Source organism: Clavibacter sp. AC415, from assembly GCF_979252985.1.
On record NZ_CEEDAR010000017.1, the window covers coordinates 134,004 to 150,956 of the forward strand.

Annotated in this window: 17 protein-coding genes and 2 pseudogenes; 13 read left to right on the forward strand and 6 right to left on the reverse strand. The window is 75.3% G+C overall.

From position 1 onward, the window contains the following. Positions 1 to 8 precede the first annotated feature (8 nt). A complete protein-coding gene (locus ACZ411_RS10010; RefSeq protein ID WP_464170329.1) occupies positions 9 to 374 on the reverse strand; it encodes a DoxX family protein in 366 nt (121 codons plus the stop codon). Positions 375 to 553: 179 nt separating this feature from the next. Here ACZ411_RS10010 and ACZ411_RS10015 point away from each other — a divergent pair, with 179 nt between their 5' ends. The 5 genes and pseudogenes from ACZ411_RS10015 to ACZ411_RS10035 all read left to right on the forward strand — a co-directional run bounded on the left by ACZ411_RS10015 (position 554) and on the right by ACZ411_RS10035 (position 5,396). Continuing rightward, a complete protein-coding gene (locus tag ACZ411_RS10015) occupies positions 554 to 1,504 on the forward strand; it encodes a phospholipid carrier-dependent glycosyltransferase (RefSeq protein ID WP_464170533.1) in 951 nt (316 codons plus the stop codon). Then, a complete protein-coding gene (locus ACZ411_RS10020; protein WP_464170535.1) occupies positions 1,504 to 2,250 on the forward strand; it encodes a dolichyl-phosphate-mannose--protein mannosyltransferase in 747 nt (248 codons plus the stop codon). The genes ACZ411_RS10015 and ACZ411_RS10020 overlap by 1 nt, the downstream gene beginning before the upstream one ends. Then, on the forward strand, positions 2,250 to 3,254 hold the full coding sequence (locus ACZ411_RS10025) for a YeiH family protein (RefSeq protein WP_104344167.1): 1,005 nt from the start codon (positions 2,250 to 2,252) through the stop codon (positions 3,252 to 3,254). Before ACZ411_RS10020 ends, ACZ411_RS10025 begins: the two co-directional genes overlap by 1 nt. Before the next feature lie 75 nt (positions 3,255 to 3,329). Continuing rightward, positions 3,330 to 4,626 (forward strand): annotated as a pseudogene (locus tag ACZ411_RS10030) (O-acetylhomoserine aminocarboxypropyltransferase/cysteine synthase family protein). 251 nt (positions 4,627 to 4,877) lie between these two features. After that, positions 4,878 to 5,396 (forward strand): CoA-binding protein, encoded by a 519-nt coding sequence (locus ACZ411_RS10035; protein WP_181034776.1) that lies wholly within the window; start codon positions 4,878 to 4,880, stop codon positions 5,394 to 5,396. Between the two features lie 45 nt (positions 5,397 to 5,441). Here the strand turns inward: ACZ411_RS10035 and ACZ411_RS10040 are convergent, their stop codons facing one another. Continuing rightward, on the reverse strand, positions 5,442 to 5,843 hold the full coding sequence (locus ACZ411_RS10040) for a DUF427 domain-containing protein (RefSeq protein WP_464170332.1): 402 nt from the start codon (positions 5,841 to 5,843) through the stop codon (positions 5,442 to 5,444). A 293-nt stretch (positions 5,844 to 6,136) separates the two neighbouring features. Between ACZ411_RS10040 and ACZ411_RS10045 the strand changes: the two genes are divergently transcribed. The 4 genes from ACZ411_RS10045 to ACZ411_RS10060 all read left to right on the forward strand — a co-directional run bounded on the left by ACZ411_RS10045 (position 6,137) and on the right by ACZ411_RS10060 (position 8,971). Next, positions 6,137 to 6,397, forward strand: a complete 261-nt coding sequence (locus ACZ411_RS10045; protein WP_015491009.1) for a GlsB/YeaQ/YmgE family stress response membrane protein — start codon at positions 6,137 to 6,139, stop codon at positions 6,395 to 6,397. A 143-nt stretch (positions 6,398 to 6,540) separates the two neighbouring features. Continuing rightward, a complete protein-coding gene (locus ACZ411_RS10050) occupies positions 6,541 to 7,185 on the forward strand; it encodes a hypothetical protein (RefSeq protein ID WP_464170343.1) in 645 nt (214 codons plus the stop codon). Between the two features lie 9 nt (positions 7,186 to 7,194). Continuing rightward, complete coding sequence (locus ACZ411_RS10055) at positions 7,195 to 8,562, forward strand: L-serine ammonia-lyase (protein ID WP_464170345.1); 1,368 nt, start codon at positions 7,195 to 7,197, stop codon at positions 8,560 to 8,562. Positions 8,563 to 8,599: 37 nt separating this feature from the next. Next, entirely contained in the window at positions 8,600 to 8,971 is a 372-nt protein-coding gene (locus ACZ411_RS10060) for an SdpI family protein (protein WP_104344171.1), read from the forward strand. A gap of 30 nt (positions 8,972 to 9,001) precedes the next feature. Here ACZ411_RS10060 and ACZ411_RS10065 read toward each other — a convergent pair whose 3' ends face one another. From ACZ411_RS10065 to ACZ411_RS10075, 3 genes are all read right to left on the reverse strand, one after another. Continuing rightward, positions 9,002 to 9,940, reverse strand: coding sequence for a hypothetical protein (locus tag ACZ411_RS10065; RefSeq protein ID WP_464170349.1), 939 nt, complete (start codon positions 9,938 to 9,940; stop codon positions 9,002 to 9,004). A gap of 196 nt (positions 9,941 to 10,136) precedes the next feature. Beyond that, positions 10,137 to 10,967, reverse strand: a complete 831-nt coding sequence (locus ACZ411_RS10070; RefSeq protein WP_464170351.1) for an IclR family transcriptional regulator — start codon at positions 10,965 to 10,967, stop codon at positions 10,137 to 10,139. Continuing rightward, positions 10,961 to 11,767 (reverse strand): NAD-dependent epimerase/dehydratase family protein, encoded by an 807-nt coding sequence (locus ACZ411_RS10075; RefSeq protein WP_464170353.1) that lies wholly within the window; start codon positions 11,765 to 11,767, stop codon positions 10,961 to 10,963. Before ACZ411_RS10075 ends, ACZ411_RS10070 begins: the two co-directional genes overlap by 7 nt. Positions 11,768 to 11,881: 114 nt before the next feature. Between ACZ411_RS10075 and ACZ411_RS10080 the strand changes: the two genes are divergently transcribed. The 3 genes and pseudogenes from ACZ411_RS10080 (at position 11,882) to ACZ411_RS10090 (ending at position 15,498) form a co-directional block, all read left to right on the forward strand. After that, entirely contained in the window at positions 11,882 to 13,114 is a 1,233-nt protein-coding gene (locus ACZ411_RS10080; protein ID WP_464170355.1) for an enolase C-terminal domain-like protein, read from the forward strand. Further along, positions 13,114 to 14,070 (forward strand): 5-dehydro-4-deoxyglucarate dehydratase, encoded by a 957-nt coding sequence (locus ACZ411_RS10085; protein WP_464170357.1) that lies wholly within the window; start codon positions 13,114 to 13,116, stop codon positions 14,068 to 14,070. The genes ACZ411_RS10080 and ACZ411_RS10085 overlap by 1 nt, the downstream gene beginning before the upstream one ends. Next, positions 14,067 to 15,498: pseudogene (locus tag ACZ411_RS10090) on the forward strand (aldehyde dehydrogenase family protein). Before ACZ411_RS10085 ends, ACZ411_RS10090 begins: the two are co-directional and overlap by 4 nt. A 255-nt stretch (positions 15,499 to 15,753) precedes the next feature. On the opposite strand, the gene ACZ411_RS10095 reads toward ACZ411_RS10090, so the two are convergent. Then, positions 15,754 to 15,945 (reverse strand): hypothetical protein, encoded by a 192-nt coding sequence (locus ACZ411_RS10095; RefSeq protein ID WP_146081618.1) that lies wholly within the window; start codon positions 15,943 to 15,945, stop codon positions 15,754 to 15,756. Between ACZ411_RS10095 and ACZ411_RS10100 the strand changes: the two genes are divergently transcribed. Beyond that, positions 15,944 to 16,912, forward strand: a complete 969-nt coding sequence (locus tag ACZ411_RS10100; protein ID WP_104344178.1) for an aldo/keto reductase — start codon at positions 15,944 to 15,946, stop codon at positions 16,910 to 16,912. The two genes, ACZ411_RS10095 and ACZ411_RS10100, sit on opposite strands and share 2 nt — an antisense overlap. Positions 16,913 to 16,953: the final 41 nt, after the last annotated feature.

Sequence of the window (16,953 nt, forward strand, 5' to 3'; positions counted from 1 at the left end):
GCCGGACGTCAGCCAAGGGCGACGAAGCCCAGCACGGCCGCCGCGAGCGCGAGCACGAGGAGCGCGAGCGGCGGCACGACGGGCTCGCGGCGGCGGGCAAGCACGACGACGGCGCCGGCCATCAGCACCGCGAGGCCGACCGCCGCGACGGGGCTGAGCACCGGCGCGATGCCGGTGGCCAGCGGCAGGACCAGGCTGATCGCCCCGACGACCTCGAGGGCGGCGATGGCCTTCACGACACCCGCGGGGAAGCCCTCGGCCCACGGCATCCCGCCGTCGACGAGGGCCTGACGCGAGCGGACCAGCTTCAGTATCCCGGCGCCGAGCATGGCGACGGCCAGCATGGCGGAGACGGCCCAGAGGGCGATGAGCACGGGACTCCCCTTCGTGCGCGGTCGGTCGACATGCCGACCGTAGCGCCGGGCATCCGCCGTGTCGACGGGGAGCGGGGCCGGAGCCGGGCCGTCGTCCCGCCGCGGCGTCACGGCCCGCCGCGGAGCGTCCGCCGCCCCGGACGCCGCGCACCCGCATGCGATGATGAGCCGTGCCCGACATGCCCCACCGCCCTGCCGGGAACGGAGTCGACGAGCGCATGCCCGCGGACGGCACCGCCCTCGCGGTCGACGTGCCCACGCGCGTGTCCCGCCGCGCCGACGAGCGCGCGCTCACCGCCCGCGGATCCCGCCTCGACGACGCCTGGGCGCGCCTCGTCTCGACGCCCGGCCGCCGCCGCGCGTCGCACTGGGGTGCGCCGATCCTCATCACCCTGCTCGCGGCCGTGCTCCGCATCCAGAGCCTCGGCCACCCGGCGACGCTCGTGTTCGACGAGACCTTCTACGTCAAGGACGCGTGGACGCTCCTCCACCTCGGCTACGAGGGCTCGTGGCCGACCGAGCCGAACCCGGACTTCATCGCCGGCCGGACGGACGAGTACCTGATCGCGCCCGCGTTCGTGGCGCATCCGCCGCTCGGCAAGTGGGTCATCGCCCTCGGGCTCGCGGTCTTCGGCGCGGGCGACCCGGTGGGCTGGCGCATCGCCACGGCCGTCGTCGGCACTCTCGCCGTCGCCCTCCTCATGCTCATCGCCCGCCGCCTGACCGGCTCCGCGGTCGTCGCCGCGATGGCCGGGCTCCTCCTCGCCATCGACGGCCACGCCATCGTGATGAGCCGCATCGCGCTCCTCGACACGCACGTCATGTTCTTCGGCCTGCTCGGGTTCGGGGCCGTCCTCCTCGACCGCACCTGGCACGAGCGGCGCTTCGAGCGCCTCCTCGCCCTCCGGCGCGACGCCCGGCCCGAGAGCGCCCTCCCGCTCGAGTGGGGGCCCGTGGTCCTCTGGCGTCCGTGGCTCGTCGCCGCCGGCATCGCGTTCGGCGCGACCGCGTCGGTGAAGTGGTCGGGGATCTTCTTCCTCGCGGGCTTCGGCCTCTACGCGGTGCTCACCGACATGCTGCTGCGCCGCCGCCACGGCCTCGCCGCGCGTGGTTCACGGCCGGCGCGGTGATGCAGGGCCCGGTCTCGGCGCTCCTCCTCGTGCCGCCCGCGGTCGCCGCCTTCCTCGCGTCGTACGCGGGGTGGTTCGCGACCTCGAACGGGTACTTCCGCGGCTGGGCGGCGGAGGGGCGGAACGCCTGGGAGGGCGGCCTCGGCTGGGTGCCGCTGCCCGTGCAGAGCCTCTGGCACTACCTGTCGCAGCAGTACGAGTTCAACGTGGGGCTCGACGTGACGCACCCGTACCGGGCGGATCCGCGCCTCTGGCTGCTGCTCTACCGGCCGACGCAGTTCTACTACGAGGCCTACGGCCCCGGCGAGGCCGGCTGCACGATCGACGCGTGCTCGGCGTCGATCACGTCGATCGCGAACCCGCTCATCTGGTGGCTCTCCGTGGCCGCGATGCTGTACCTGCTCTACCGCCTCGCCGCCCGGCGCGAGTGGCGCGTGGGCCTCGTGCTCATGGGCATGGTCGTGGGCTACCTGCCGTGGCTGCTCTACGTGAACCGCACGGTCTTCCAGTTCTACTCGATCGCCTTCGAGCCGTACCTCATCCTGTGCCTCGCGATGGTGCTCGGCATGGTCCTCGGCGACCGCACGGATCCCCGGCGGCGGCGCACGCGCGGCCTCGTGGTCGTGGGCTCGGTGCTCGCCGCGTGCATCCTCGTGAGCGCCTTCTTCTACCCGCTCTGGACCGGGCAGCTCATCCCCACCTGGTTCTGGCGCCTGCACGCCTGGATCCCCTCGGGCTGGATCTGATGCCCGCCACCGCCTCGCGCCTCCACCCCGCGCTCCCCGGCCTCGCCGCGGCGGCTGCCGCCGCGCTCGCGGCGTGGGGGGTGCACGCCCTCGTCCCGGCGGTCCCGCTGCTCACGGTGGCGGTGGCGCTCGGCATCGTCGCGGCGCAGGTGCCGGCCGCGCGCCCCGCCCTCACCGGCCCGCTGAAGCCGGGGCTCACGCTGGCGTCGAAGCGGCTCATGCGGATCGGCGTGGTGCTCCTCGGCCTGCAGCTCGGCCTCTCCGACATCGTCGGCCTCGGCTGGCGCGCGGTGCTGCTCGTGGTCGCCGTGGTGGTGCTGTCGTTCGCCGGCACCTGGGCCATCGCCCGCGCGCTGCGCATGCCGGGGCAGCAGCCGCTCCTCCTCGCCACCGGCTTCTCCATCTGCGGCGCGAGCGCGATCGGCGCGATGGCGGGCGTCACGCGCGCGAAGCCGGCCGACCAGGGCGCGCCCGTCGCGCTCGTGACCCTGTGCGGCACCCTGGCGATCGCCGTCCTGCCGCCCCTCGCCGGCCCGCTCGGCCTCGACGACGTGGCCTTCGGGCACTGGGTGGGCGCGGGCGTGCACGACGTGGGCCAGGTCGTGGCGACGGCGCAGATCGCCGGATCCGCGGCCCTCACCATCGCCATCGCCGTGAAGCTCACCCGTGTGCTCCTGCTCGCGCCCGTGGTCGCCGTCGCCGGCGTGGTCATGCGCCGCCGCGAGGGCCGCGTCGAGGGCGCCGCCCGCCCCCCGATCGTGCCGCTGTTCGTCCTCGGCTTCCTCGCCGCCGTGCTGGTGCGCACCTTCGTGCCGTTGCCGGACGGCGTGCTGGAGGCGGCGCAGGTCGCGCAGACGGCGCTCCTCGCCGTCGCGCTCGTGGCCCTCGGATCCGCGGTGCGCCTCCGCGAGCTCGTCGGCCAGGGCGGCTCCGCGCTGGCCGCGGGCCTCCTGTCCTGGGCGCTCATCGCGGGCCTCGCGCTCGCGGCCGTGCGCCTGTCCTGATCCGGGGCCGGGCCGGATGTCGCCGCATTACGCCGCGGCCGGGAAACCGTCGGGAGCCCGGGCTAGCGTGACCCCATGGTCGATCGCGAGTACGGGTTCAGGACGAAGGGCGATCCACGCGGGCAACATCCCCGACGCCACCACGGGCGCGCGCGCCCTCCCCATCTACCAGTCGAGCGCGTTCGTCTTCGACGACACCGCCGACGCCGCCGCGCGCTTCGCGCTGCAGAAGTACGGCAACGTCTACTCGCGCCTGTCGAACCCCACGGTCGCGTCGTTCGAGGAGCGCGTCGCGAGCCTCGAGGGCGGCCTCGGCGCGGTCGCCACGGCGAGCGGGCTGAGCGCGCAGTACATCACCTTCGCGTCGCTCGCGGGCGCGGGCGACCACATCGTCGCCTCCGCGAACCTCTACGGCGGATCCATCACGCAGCTCGACGTGACCCTCCGCCGCTTCGGCGTGGAGACCACGTTCGTGCAGTCGAGCGACCCGGCCGACTACGCCGCCGCCATCACCGACCGCACCAAGCTCGTCTTCGCGGAGACGGTCGCGAATCCGTCCGGCGAGATCGCCGACATCGAGGGCCTCGCCGCGGTCGCGCACGCGGCCGGCGTCCCGCTCGTCATCGACTCCACCATCGCCACGCCGTACCTCAACCGGCCCATCGAGTGGGGCGCCGACATCGTCATCCACTCGGCCACGAAGTTCCTCGGCGGGCACGGCACGACGCTCGGCGGCGTGGTCGTCGAGTCCGGCCTCTTCGACTGGGAGAGCGCGCGCTTCCCGCTGCTCGACCAGCCCGTGCCGAGCTACGGCGGCCTCAACTGGACCGGCAACTTCGGCGAGTACGCCTTCCTCACCCGCCTCCGCGCCGAGCAGCTGCGGGACATCGGGCCGGCGCTCGCGCCGCACTCCGCGTTCCTCCTCGCGCAGGGCGTCGAGACCCTCCCGTACCGGATGCAGGCGCACGTCGACAACGCGCGCCGCGTCGCCGAGTGGCTCGACGCGGATCCGCGCATCACCGCCGTCAACTGGGCCGGCCTCCCCGCGCACCCGCACCACGAGCGCGCGCGCAAGTACCTGCCGACCGGGCCCGGCTCCGTCTTCACCTTCGAGGTCGCGGGCGGCCGCGCCGTCGGCCAGCGCTTCATCGAGTCGGTCGAGCTCGCGAGCCACCTCGCCAACATCGGCGACGCGAAGACGCTCGTCATCCACCCGGCCTCCACGACCCACGCGCAGCTCAGCGAGGCGCAGCTCGTGGACGCGGGCGTGCTGCCCGGCATCGTCCGCATCAGCGTCGGCATCGAGGACGTCGACGACATCATCCACGACCTGGACCAGGCGCTCGCCGCGGCCACGGAGGGAGCGAAGTGAGCTTCGACACCGGCGGGGTGCCGCCCGAGCGCGCCGGATCCACGCCCCACCCGGCCTCGGACGCCGCCGACCTGGCGCCGCTCGACCCCGCCGAGGAGTCCGCCGACCGCGCGGCCGGCGACGCCGCGGAGGCGCAGGCCGCGGAGGCGCGAGTCCCCACGGACGCCCCCGCCGAGGTCGTCGAGCCGGTGCAGGACCCGGGCGCCGACGGCACCCAGACCACCCAGCTCCAGAACGGGCTCACCTGCGCGATCCCCCGCTCCAGCCCGCTCGCGGCGCTGCTCCGCTCGGAGCGCACCTGGACGGGCCCGAGCGCCAAGGAGCGGCTGGCGATCCTCCGCCGCGCGAAGAGCGTCGCGATCGTCGGCGCCTCCCCGAACCCGGCCAGGTCCAGCTACTTCGTCGGCACGTACCTGCAGCAGTCGAGCGGCTACCGGGTCTACTTCGTGAACCCGAACGCCACCGAGATCCTCGGGCAGAGGGCGTACCCGGACCTGGCGTCGCTCCCCGAGGTGCCCGACATCGTCGACGTCTTCCGCAAGGCGAGCGACATCCCGTCCGTGGTGGACGACGTGGTCGCCGTGGGCGCGCCCGTCATCTGGGTGCAGCTCGGCATCTGGAACCAGGAGGCGGCGGAGGACGCCGAGGCCCGCGGCCTCACCGTCGTCATGGACCGCTGCATCAAGGTCGAGCACGCGCGCTTCCACGGCGGGCTGCACCTGCTCGGCTTCGACACCGGCGTCATCAGCTCGCGGAAGGCCGCGGTCTAGCGGCGGGTCCGGGCGGCGCGGTCGCGCGCGGCCCGGACCCGGGGGTCACCAGCCGAGCGTGCCGGGTGCGCCCTTGAACGGGCCCACCACGCGCGGCGTGATCCAGCCGCCGTAGAAGTCGCCCTCCTGCGCCTCGACGGTCACGCCATCGACGGTGCAGCGGTCCATCGCGGAGGGGTACACCGCGATCATGTCGACGAGCCGCTCGAACCCGCGGGTCGGCGACGGGTACCACCACGCCGACCGCTCCGCCGTGACCCCGCCGGCCGCGAGGGTGAGGTAGGAGGCCTCGCCCTTGTACTCGCACCACGAGCGACCCGCGGCGGAGGAGAGCACCCCCGCGGCGAAGTCGTCGGAGGGGATGTAGTAGACGGGCGGGTGGCTCGTCTCGAGCACGCGGACGGCGGCCCGGGTGTCGGCGACGACCCGGCCGCCGAGCTCGATCACGACGTGCTCGCCGCTCGGGTCGACGCGCGGCGGGCGGGGGTAGTCCCAGACCGACTCCTGCCCCCTCGCCGGGGATCTCGCGGGGACGGCGGACAGGGGGGGATGCGCATGCGCCGAAGGTACCCCGGGCTCCTGAGCGCCCCGGATCCGGCGCCCGGACAGCTCGGAGGACATCGCCGCGCAATGACGTAGCCACTAAACGTTTTTGCACAAATAGTCCTCCGGGTGCTTGACTGGGGCACGTCCACCCGCATTCGGGTGTCACACAGCACGACATCTTTGAGGAGCAACACATGGGCATCATCGGTTTTCTGGTTCTGGGTCTGATCGCCGGAGCGCTCGCCAAGCTGATCCTCCCGGGCAAGCAGGGTGGCGGAATCATCGTCACGCTGATCCTGGGCGTCGTCGGCGCATTCCTCGGCGGCTTCATCGGCAGCGCCCTCTTCGGCAAGGGCGTCGACAGCTTCGACCTCGGCTCGCTCGCGCTCGCCATCGTCGGCGCGATCATCGTCCTGCTGGTCTACGGCGCGATCGTCGGCCGCAAGAAGGCCTAGTCTTCCTGCACCACGGAGCCCCCGTCGCCCGACCGCATGGTCCGGCGGCGGGGGCTCTCTCCATGCCGGGGTGACGCACCCGGGTTCCTGTCGGGCCCCTGATCCCGCCCGATGCGTCGCCGCCGCGTGCCTACGATGACCGCATGCCCGACGTCGCCGCCCCCACCCGCTCGCGCACGGCCGCCGTCCTCGTGGCCGTGGCCCTGCCCCCGCTCGCCCTCGCCGCCGCGGGCCTCAGCCACCCGACCCAGCTGACCGCCGCGACCGCCGTGCAGTGGCGCGACCTGCACATCGCGCTGCTCCCGGTCTTCCCGCTGCTCGCCATCGCGCCGATCCTCCTGACCCGCCGCCACGACCGCCGCCTCGGCATCCTGGCCGTCGTCCTCGGCTTCGCCTACGCCGTCTGCTACCAGGCGCTCGACATCCTCGCGGGCATCGCCGCCGGCGCCCTCAAGATCGAGGGCGGCCAGGGGGTGACCACCATGTACGCGCTCGCCGACGGCATCGTCGTCACGGGCGTGTGGTCCTACGTCGCCGTCACCGTGCTCGCGAGCGCCCTCGTGATCCGGCGCGCCGGCCTCCGGGCCCTGCCCGGCGCGGTGGTCGCCGTCATCGCGGCCGTCTCGTTCGTCGACAGCCACATCTTCTTCCCGCGGGGCGTGATCACCATGCTGGGCCTCGCCGTCGGGTGGACCTGGCTGGCGCTCGCCTCCTCCGGGGCCGCCCGGCGCGGCCCCGTCGGACCCGTCGGGGGCCGCCCGGCCGACCGCGCGGAGGCGGCGGCATAGTCTGACGGGATGACAGCGTACGTCTCGGCACTCGACCTCTTCTCCATCGGGATCGGGCCGTCCAGCTCGCACACCGTCGGCCCGATGCGCGCGGCCCTGCTGTTCGCCGAGGAGTGCGCGGCGTCGCCGCGGCTGACGGGGATCACGCGGGTCACGGTGCGGCTGTTCGGCTCGCTCGGCGCCACCGGGCTCGGCCACGGCACGCCCGACGCGGTCGTCGCGGGCCTCGCCGGGCTCGCGCCGGAGACGTGCGACCCCGACGAGGTGCGCGGCCGCTGGTCCGGTCTCGGCGAGGGCGTCGACGTGCCGCTCGCGGGCGTCCACCCGGTGCGCATGGTGGGGCGCGACCTCACGTTCGAGCCGTTCACGCGCCTGCCCCGGCACCCCAACGCGATGCACCTCGCCGCCCTCGACGCCGAGGGCGGCACCGTGCTCGAGAGCACGTGGTACTCGGTCGGCGGCGGGTTCGTGCTGCGCGAGGACCAGGCGCCCTCGGCCGTGCTGCCCACCGGGCTCCCCCACTCCTTCTCCAACGCGGACGAGCTCATCGCCCTCGCCGAGTCGACGGGGCGCTCCATCGCCGACGTCGCGCGCGACACCGAGGAGTCCATCCACGGCTCGCGCCGCGCGGTCGCCGGCCTCGACGCGATCTGGGACGCCATGGCCGCGTGCGTCTCCTCGGGCCTCGACGGCCAGGGCACGCTGCCCGGCGGCCTGAACGTGCGACGCCGGGCAGCCCGCGTCGCGTCGCAGCTCGCCGCCATCGACGCCGAGGGCGCGCGCGACACCTCGCACGAGTGGCTGCACGCGTTCGCCCTCGCGGTCAACGAGGAGAACGCGTCCGGCGGGCGCGTGGTGACCGCGCCCACCAACGGCGCCGCGGGCATCATCCCCGCCGTCGGCTCCTACTACCTGCGGTTCGTGCCCGGCGCGGACCGCGACGGGATCCGCGACTTCCTGCTCACGGCGACCGCCATCGGCTCGCTCGTGAAGGCCAACGCGTCCATCTCGGGCGCCGAGGCCGGCTGCCAGGGCGAGGTCGGCACGGCGTGCGCGATGGCGGCGGGTGCGCTCTGCGCCGTGCTCGGCGGGACCCCGCGCCAGGTCGAGAACGCGGCCGAGATCGCGATGGAGCACCACCTCGGCCTCACGTGCGACCCCGTCGGAGGTCTCGTGCAGATCCCGTGCATCGAGCGGAACGCGATCGCCGCCTCGACCGCCGTCAACGCCGCCCGCATGGCGCTGCACGGCGACGGCACGCACCTCGTCTCCCTCGACACCGTCATCGAGACGATGCGGCAGACGGGCCTCGACATGTCCACCAAGTACAAGGAGACGTCCACGGGCGGACTCGCGGTCAACGTCATCGAGTGCTGAGCGCGCGCGACGGGCCCTCCCGTGTCAGGCTGAGCGCATGGGTGTCCCCGCGCTGCTGCTCGCCGTCGCGGCGCTGCTGATCCTCGGCACCACCCAGCTGGCCGCGTGGGGCGTGCTCAAGCGCAACGGCTGGATCGGCATCCGCACGCGCCCGCTCATGACGAGCGACGCCGCGTGGCGCGCCGGCCACCGGGCGGCGCTCCCGGCGCTGCGCGGGACGTGCCTCCCCGTCGCCATCGGCGGGGTCATCGGCGGCATCGCGGCGGGCGCCGGCATGAACAGCGTCGCCAGCTGGGGCGCGCTGCTGCTCGTCGGCGGGATCGCCTGGAGCACCTTCCGGGCGGGACGCGCCGCCAAGGCCGTCATCCGCCGCGAGGCCGAGGCGCCGCGGCGGCCCGTCGCGCGCTGAGAGGCCGGGCGCGCGGCTGCAGCCGCGCGGCTAGGACGCGGGCGGCGCGGCCTCGGGGCCTTCCGCACCTGCACCCGCACCCGCGCGCAGGGCGTCGCCCACCGCCGCCAGCCGCTCCGGCCCGACGAGGCCCAGGTGGTACGCGTACGCGTCGTCGATGCCGGCGATCGCGCGGGGCCAGCCCGCCCGGATCCCCGCGGCCGTGGCCGGCGGCATCGCCCACATCCAGCCGCCCAGCCGGGTGCCGGGGAGCCGGGAGCGCAGGGCGCGGACGGCGTCCGGGTCGTGCACGACGGCGTCCGCGAGGATGACGCCGTCGACGAGGTCGACGTCGTCGAGGAGCGCCGCGAAGGGGCCCGTGGCCCAGGGGTCGGGATCCGCGTGCACGACGACGCGCGCGACGCCCGCCGCCCGCGCGGCGCCGACGCACGCCTCGAGGAGCAGGCGGCGCGCCCGCGCGCGCACGGCGAGCACCGCCTCGAGGCCGTCGGTGGAGCCGTCCGCGTCGACGCGGGCCCGCACCTCGGCGCGGAGGGCAACCGGATCGACCCCGTCCGCGGCGAGCGCCGCGACGCAGGCGGTGCAGAAGCAGATGGAGAGGAGCGCCTCCACGTCGGCCGACCAGTCGGCGCCCGACGTCTTCTCGTGGGCGCTGAGGTGCGCGAGGCCGAGGGGCCCGCAGGCCTCCAGCATCACGCCGTCGAGCGGTGCCGCGGCGGCGACCTCGGCGACGAGGGTCGCCGCGTACTCCCGGACCTCGGGGTGCGACGGGCAGAGCGCGTGGACGTGCACGTGCCCCCACGCGTCGACGACCGAGAGCTCCGAGTGCCGCTCCCCGATCGCGCACGCGTGGGTGAGCACGATCCAGGCCTCGACGCGCAGCCCCGCCTCCCGCGCGACGGCGGCGGCGCGCTCGAACGCGCGCGGCCCGACCCAGGGCGCGTGGTCGCTCGGCCGGATCTCCCCCACGCCTCCGGGCGCACGGGCACGTAGAGGGCGGCGTCGCGGGCGTCCACCACGCGGTGCCGCGGGTGCAGGGGCGTCGCGGCGCGGACGGAGTGGTACGCGGCGGCGATCGCGACCCCGCCGGCGCCGGCGTCCCGCACGCGCGCGGTCGCATCGGGATCGTCGATGAGGTCCCAGGGGTAGACGCAGAACGCGCGGCTCATCGGACGCCCGCCGAGCGCAGCTCCTGGGCGAGCCGCTGCGCGTGCGTGCCGATGACGGTGGCGACCCGGGCGACCTCCGCGTCGTCGGCCCGGGCGACGGGCATGGAGCAGCTGATCGCGTCGGTGGCGGGGATCCGGTAGCCGACGCTGACGCTCACGCAGCTCACGCCCGCGAGGTTCTCCTCGCGCTCGTGCGCGTAGCCGCGCTCGTGGAAGCCGTCGAGCTGGGCGTCGAGGGCGGCGCGGTCCGTGACGGTGCGCGCGGTGAGGGCGGCCAGGGGGCCGTCGCCGAGCGCGTCGCGCCGCTCGGCGGGGCTGAGCTCCGCGAGCAGCGCCTTGCCGAGCGAGGTGGCGTGCGCGGGCAGCTGGCGGCCGACGCGCGAGGTGGCGCGGCGGGACTCGGTGGTCTCGCGCGTGGCCAGGTAGAGCACCTGGTCGCCCTCGCGGCGGGCGTAGTGGGCGGTGTAGCCGGTGTCGTCGCGGATGCGCTCGAGCGCCCGCACTGCGTGCGGGAGCGCCCGGTCGCGGTCGAGGTACGCGGTGCCGACGACGAGGGCGCGGGATCCGATGGCGACGTGCGTGCCGTCCTGCAGCATCTCGATCCAGCCGCTGGCGGCCATGGTGTGCAGCAGCTGGTGGAGGCTGGAGCGCGGGTATCCGGACGCCCGGTGCAGCTCGACGACGGAGACGGGCTCGTCCGACGCCGCCAGCCGCTCGAGGAGGGCCAGGGTGCGCTCCGCCGACTTGACGGGCCGGGCGCCGCCCTCCGCCGCCATCGCGGCAGGCGACGATGCAGGAACCCGCTCCCCGGCGGCGCGGGTCACCACGGCTCCCCCAGCGGATGCGCCGCCGACGCGAACTCGCCGCCGATGAGGCCGTTCGCGTCGGGATCCACGCCGTCCACGTCGCGCGGCATCACGTCCGCCGCGAGCTGCTCGGCGTCGTCCTCCGGGTGGTAGCCGATGGCGTGGCCGGCATCGTGCGCGAACCAGGCGCGGGTGTTGCGGGAGACGCCCCACACGATGCGCGCGCCGGGCTCGTCGAGCGCGGCGACCGCCTCGACGAGCCGCGCGAGGTCGGGGAAGGAGAGCCAGGTGGAGAGCATGCGCGAGGTGGTGGGCCGCGCGAGGGCCGTGCCGATGCGGACGCTCACGACGGCGAGCCCGTGGCGGTCGGCGTACACGGAGCCGAGCGCCTCCATGGCGGCCTTGCTCGCGCCGTACAGGCCGTCGGGCCGCGGTTCGAGCCGGTCCACGGGCTGCGCCGGCACGGGGTGGAAGCCGACGGCGTGCGTGCTGCTCGCGAGCAGCACCCGCCGCACGCCCGTGTCGCGGGCGGCCTCGAGCACGCTGCGGGTGCCCTCGACGTTCGCCTCCGCCAGCGCGGCCCACGACCGCTCCCGGCTGAGGCCGCCGAGGTGCACGACGAGGTCCGCCCCGACGATCGCCGCACGGACGGCGTCCGTGTCGGTGACGGAGGCCGTGATCGCCGTCTCGCCCGCGACCGCCTCCGGGTCGACCAGGTCGATGAGGGTCAGCCGGTGGCCGGCGGCGCGCAGGAGCGGCCGCACCCCGCGGGCGACGAGGCCGGCGGCCCCGGTGATGACGATGCTCCGCGCGTCGGCCATGCCGGCGTCCCCTTCCCGGCCCGTCCGCGTTGACGACGTGCCCGATGCCGCCTACGTTAGCAGGCACGTTCACGCTGATGGAGGGCATCCGCATATGCGGATGGGAGGGGCTCGATGATCATCCGCGACCTCGTCGTCACGCCCATCGCGTTCCGCGACCCTCCCCTGCTGAACGCCGACGGCGTGCACGAGCCCCTGGCGCTGCGCACCATCGTCGAGCTCGTCGTCGACGGCGGCGTCATCGGCCTCGGCGAGGGCCAGGGCGGTGCCGCCGCGGCTGAGGCCGTCGCGTCCGTCCGGGACGCCGTCGTCGGGCTCAGCGTGTTCGACCTCCACGGCATCGAGGCGGCGGTCGGCGCGGCCCTCGGGGGCGACGACGGTCCGCTCGACCTCCGTGCCCGCCGTGTCGTGCACTCCATGATCGACGTGGCCGCGCACGACGCCCAGGGCCGCATCACGGGCCTGCCGGTCAGCGAGCTGCTGGGCGGCCGGGTCCGCGACGCCGTCCCGTACAGCGCGTACCTCTTCTACAAGTGGGCGGCGCACCCCGGTCAGGAGCCCGACGACTTCGGCGCGGCGCTCGATCCTGCGGGCATCGTCGCGCAGGCCCGCCTCCTCATCGGCCGGTACGGCTTCGGCTCCATCAAGCTGAAGGCGGGCGTGCTCCCGCCCGACGAGGAGATCGCGGCGATCCGCGCCCTCGCGGAGGCGTTCCCCGACCACCCGCTGCGCATCGACCCGAACGGCGCGTGGACGCACGAGACGGCGCTCCGCGTGGCCCGCGAGCTCGACGGGGTGCTCGAGTACCTCGAGGACCCGGTGCTCGGCATCGACGGGATGGCCGCCGTGGCCGCCGAGGTGTCCCAGCCGCTCGCCACGAACATGTGCGTCGTGACCTTCGAGCAGATCGCGGAGGGCTTCGCGAAGGACGCCGTGCAGATCGTGCTCTCCGACCACCACTACTGGGGCGGGCTCGCGCACACCCGCGAGCTGGCGGCGATCTGCGCCACCTGGGGCGTGGGCCTGTCCATGCACTCGAACTCGCACCTCGGCATCTCCCTCGCCGCCATGACGCACGTCGCCGCGGCGAGCCCCGAGCTCGGCTACGCCTGCGACACCCACTACCCGTGGAACCGCGGCGACGACGTCATCGTCCCCGGCGTCCTCGAGATCGTGGACGGCGCCGTCGCCGTGCCGACCGGCCCCGGCCTCGGCGTCGAGCTCGACCGCGAGGCGCTCGCCCGCCAGCACCGCGTGTACCGGGAGTCCGGCCGCACCGTGCGCGACGACACCGGCTACATGCGCAGCATCCATCCCGCCTACGACCCCACGCTCCCGAGGTTCTGATGACGATCACCGACACCCCCGCCACCCCCGCCACCGCTGCGTCCGGCGGGCTCGCCCCGCTCGAGGGCGTGCTCTTCTTCCCCGTGACCCCGTTCGACGCCCACGACCGCGTCGACGAGGACCTGCTCGCCGCGCACGTGGCCGACGGGCTCGGCCAGGGCGCCGGCGCCGCCTTCGTCGCGTGCGGCACGGGCGAGTTCCACGCGCTCGACATCGAGGAGTACGCGCAGGCCGTGCGCGTCGGGGTCGCGGCGGCCGCCGGGCGCCACGTCGTCGTCGCGGGCGTCGGCGGGCCGCTCGGGCACGCCCGCCGGTGCGCCCGGATCGCCGCCGAGCTGGGCGCGGACGGGATCCTCGTGATGCCGCCCTACCTCGTGCAGGGCCCCCAGGCCGGCGTCGCCGCGTACGTGGAGGCGATCGCCGCCGCCTCGCCGCTGCCGCTCATCGCGTACCACCGGGGCACCGCCCAGTTCAGCGAGTCGACGGTGGAGCGGCTCCTCGCCCTGCCCACCCTCGCCGGCATCAAGGACGGGGCCGGCGACATCGCCCTCATGCAGCGCTTCGTACTGGCCGCGCGCCGGGCCGGACGGGACGACGTGCAGTTCTTCAACGGGCTCCTGACCGCCGAGGCGAGCCAGGCGGCCTACCGCGCCATCGGCGTGCCGCTGTACTCGTCCGCCGTCTTCGCGATGGCGCCGCGGATCGCGCGGGCGTTCTTCGCCGCGTACGAGGCCGACGACCGGGAGGCGCAGCGCCGGCTCCTCGACGGGTTCTACACGCCGCTCGTGCGCCTGCGCGACCAGACGCCCGGCTTCGCCGTGTCGCTCATCAAGGCGGGCCTGCGGCTCCGGGGGATGCCGGTGGGGTCCGTCCGGGCGCCGCTCGTGGATCCGAGCCCGCACCAGCTCGCGGAGCTCGAGCGGATCCTCGCGCACGGCGACGAGGTGGTCTCGTGAGCGGCGCGGACACCACGGCGGAGGCCGTCCGGGACGCCGTGGCGCGCGCCGCCGCGGCCGCGCCCGCCGCCGCCCGGGCCACCGAGGCGGAGCGCGCCGGGTGGCTCCGCGCGATCGCCGACGACCTCGACGCCGCGCGCGACGCGCTCGGTGCCGCTCGCCGCCCGCGAGACCGGGCTCGCCGTGCCGCGCGCCTCACGGGCGAGGTCGCCCGCACCACCGGCCAGCTGCGGCTGTTCGCCGACGCGATCGAGGAGGGCAGCCACCTGGAGGTGGTCGTCGACCACGCCGACCCGTCGAGCGCTCCCCCGCGTCCGGACCTCCGGCGCATGCTGATCCCGCTCGGCCCCGTCGCCGTGTACGCGGCCTCGAACTTCCCCTTCGCGTTCTCCGTCGCCGGCGGCGACACGGCATCGGCGCTCGCCGTCGGGTGCCCCGTCGTCGTGAAGGCGCACCCCGGGCACGCGAGACCTCCCGGGCGACCGCCGCGATCGTCGCCGGCGCGCTCCGGCGGGCCGGGGCTCCCGACGGCGCGTTCGCGCTCGTCGAGGGCTTCGACGCCGGGCTCGCGCTCGTCGACGCGGCCCCCGTCCGCGCGGCCGCCTTCACGGGCTCGCTCGGCGGCGGACGCGCGCTCGCCGACCGCGCCGCCGCGCGCGAGGAGCCGATCCCGTTCTTCGGCGAGCTCGGCAGCCTCAACCCGGTCGTCGTCACACTTCGGGCCGATGCCGCCCGCGGGGCCAGCTCGCCGCGGGCCTCGCCGCGTCGTACACGCTCGGGGCGGGTCAGTTCTGCACCAAGCCCGGGCTCGTGCTCGTCCCCGCGGGCTCGGCGCTCGAGCGGGAGCTGCCCGGGCAGGTGCCGGGCGGCACGGCGGCCATGCTGACCGGATCCATCGCGGAGGGCTTCGTGACGGGCGCCCGACGGCTGGCCGGGATCCCGGGGGTCGAGGAGCTGATCGCGCCGACGGTCGCCGGCGCCGCCGCGCTGCTCGCGGTCGACGCCCTCGACTTCGCCGCGTCGGCCGACGAGCTCACCGCGGAGGTGTTCGGCCCCGCGACCCTGCTGGTGCGGTACCGCAGCGCCGAGGAGCGGGACCTCGCCGTCGCCGCCCTCCCGGGGTCCCTCACGGCGACCCTGCACGCCGAGCCGGAGGACGAGGTCGACGCGCTCGTCGACCTCCTCGCCGCACGCGCGGGTCGCCTGCTCTTCGCGGGCTGGCCCACGGGCGTCGCCGTCGCGTGGGCCCAGCGCCACGGCGGGCCGTGGCCCGCGACGACGTCCCAGCACACGTCGGTGGGCGTGACGGCGATGCGGCGGTTCCAGCGGCCGATCGCGTACCAGGACGCCCCGGAGGCGATCCTGCCGGCCCCGCTCCGGGACGGCTGGTCGGGCCCCCGGCGCGTGGACGGCCGACTGCGCGCCTGAGCGGGACGCGCCGGACGGCGTGCGCGCCGGACGCCGCGCGCGCCGCTCGGCATGGGCCGGGCGAGAGGGGGGAGCACGGGAGCCCGGAGCCCGGAGCCCGGAGCCCGGGCGGAAGTGCGCCCGGCCCCGGTGACGGGGCCGGGCCGCCGGCGAGCTGTTACCCGCAGCTCGAGCCGACATGTGTCGCGCTCCACCCGAAGGAGCGGCGCACAGATCGAAGGTAGCGCGCACCCCGTCGGCCGTGAACCGGGGCCGCTACTTGTCTTCCGCGCCGCCATGCCAGTAGTGGGTGCGCACCACCGGTGTCCGGCCGCGAGCGCGAGCGGCGACGTGGACGTCGACGGGCGGACGGGCCTCGCCGGCGAGCGCAGCCGACGGCGCGCACGGCACGCCCGGGACGCCCCGCACGCCGTAGCCTGGTGGCCGATCGAGGAGGATCACCACCATGGAGCACACCCGTCTCGGCAGCACCGGCCTGAAGGTGAGCCGCCTCGCCCTCGGCTGCATGACCTACGGCGACCCCGCACGCGGCATGCACACCTGGACCATGGACGAGGAGGCGTCGGCGCCCTTCTTCCGCCAGGCGGTCGAGCTCGGCATCACGTTCTGGGACACCGCGAACGTCTACCAGCAGGGCACGAGCGAGGAGTACGTCGGCCGCGCCATCCGCCGCTTCACCCGGCGCGAGGACATCGTCCTCGCCACCAAGGTCTCGGGGAGGATGCACGACGGGCCCGGCGGATCCGGCCTGTCCCGGGCCGCGATCCTCGAGCAGGTCGACGCGTCCCTCCGCCGGCTCGGCACCGACCACATCGACGTGCACTACCTGCACCGCTTCGACCCGGACACCCCGGTCGAGGAGACGATGCAGGCGCTCGACGACGTGGTCCGCGCGGGCAAGGTCCGCTACCTCGGCGCCTCGTCCATGCACGCGTGGCAGTTCGCGAAGCTCCAGCGCGCCGCGGCCGTCCACGGCTGGACGGGCTTCGCCGCCATGCAGGACCAGTACAACCTCATCAAGCGCGAGGAGGAGCGCGAGATGATCCCCCTCTGCGTCGACACCGGGGTCGGCCTCACCCCCTACTCCCCCAACGGCAAGGGCCGGCTGACCCGACCGCGCGGCGCGACCACCGCGCGATCCGAGACCGACGAGGTCGCCGCGGCCTTCGACACGGACGCCGACGGGCCCGTGATCGACGCGGTCGAGCGGATCGCCGCCGAGCGCGACGTGCCCATGGCCCGCGTCGCCCTCGCCTGGGTGCTGCGGAACCCCGCAGTCGCCGCCCCGGTGATCGGGGCCACCAAGCCCCACCACCTCACCGACGCCGTCGCCGCGCTCGACCTGGAGCTGACCGACGACGAGGTCGCCCGTCTCGAGAGCCCCTACGTGACGCAGCCGCCGTTCTGGTGGTGACGGCGCCGGGTCGGGGCCAGGGTCCGGGTGCGCCCGCGCCT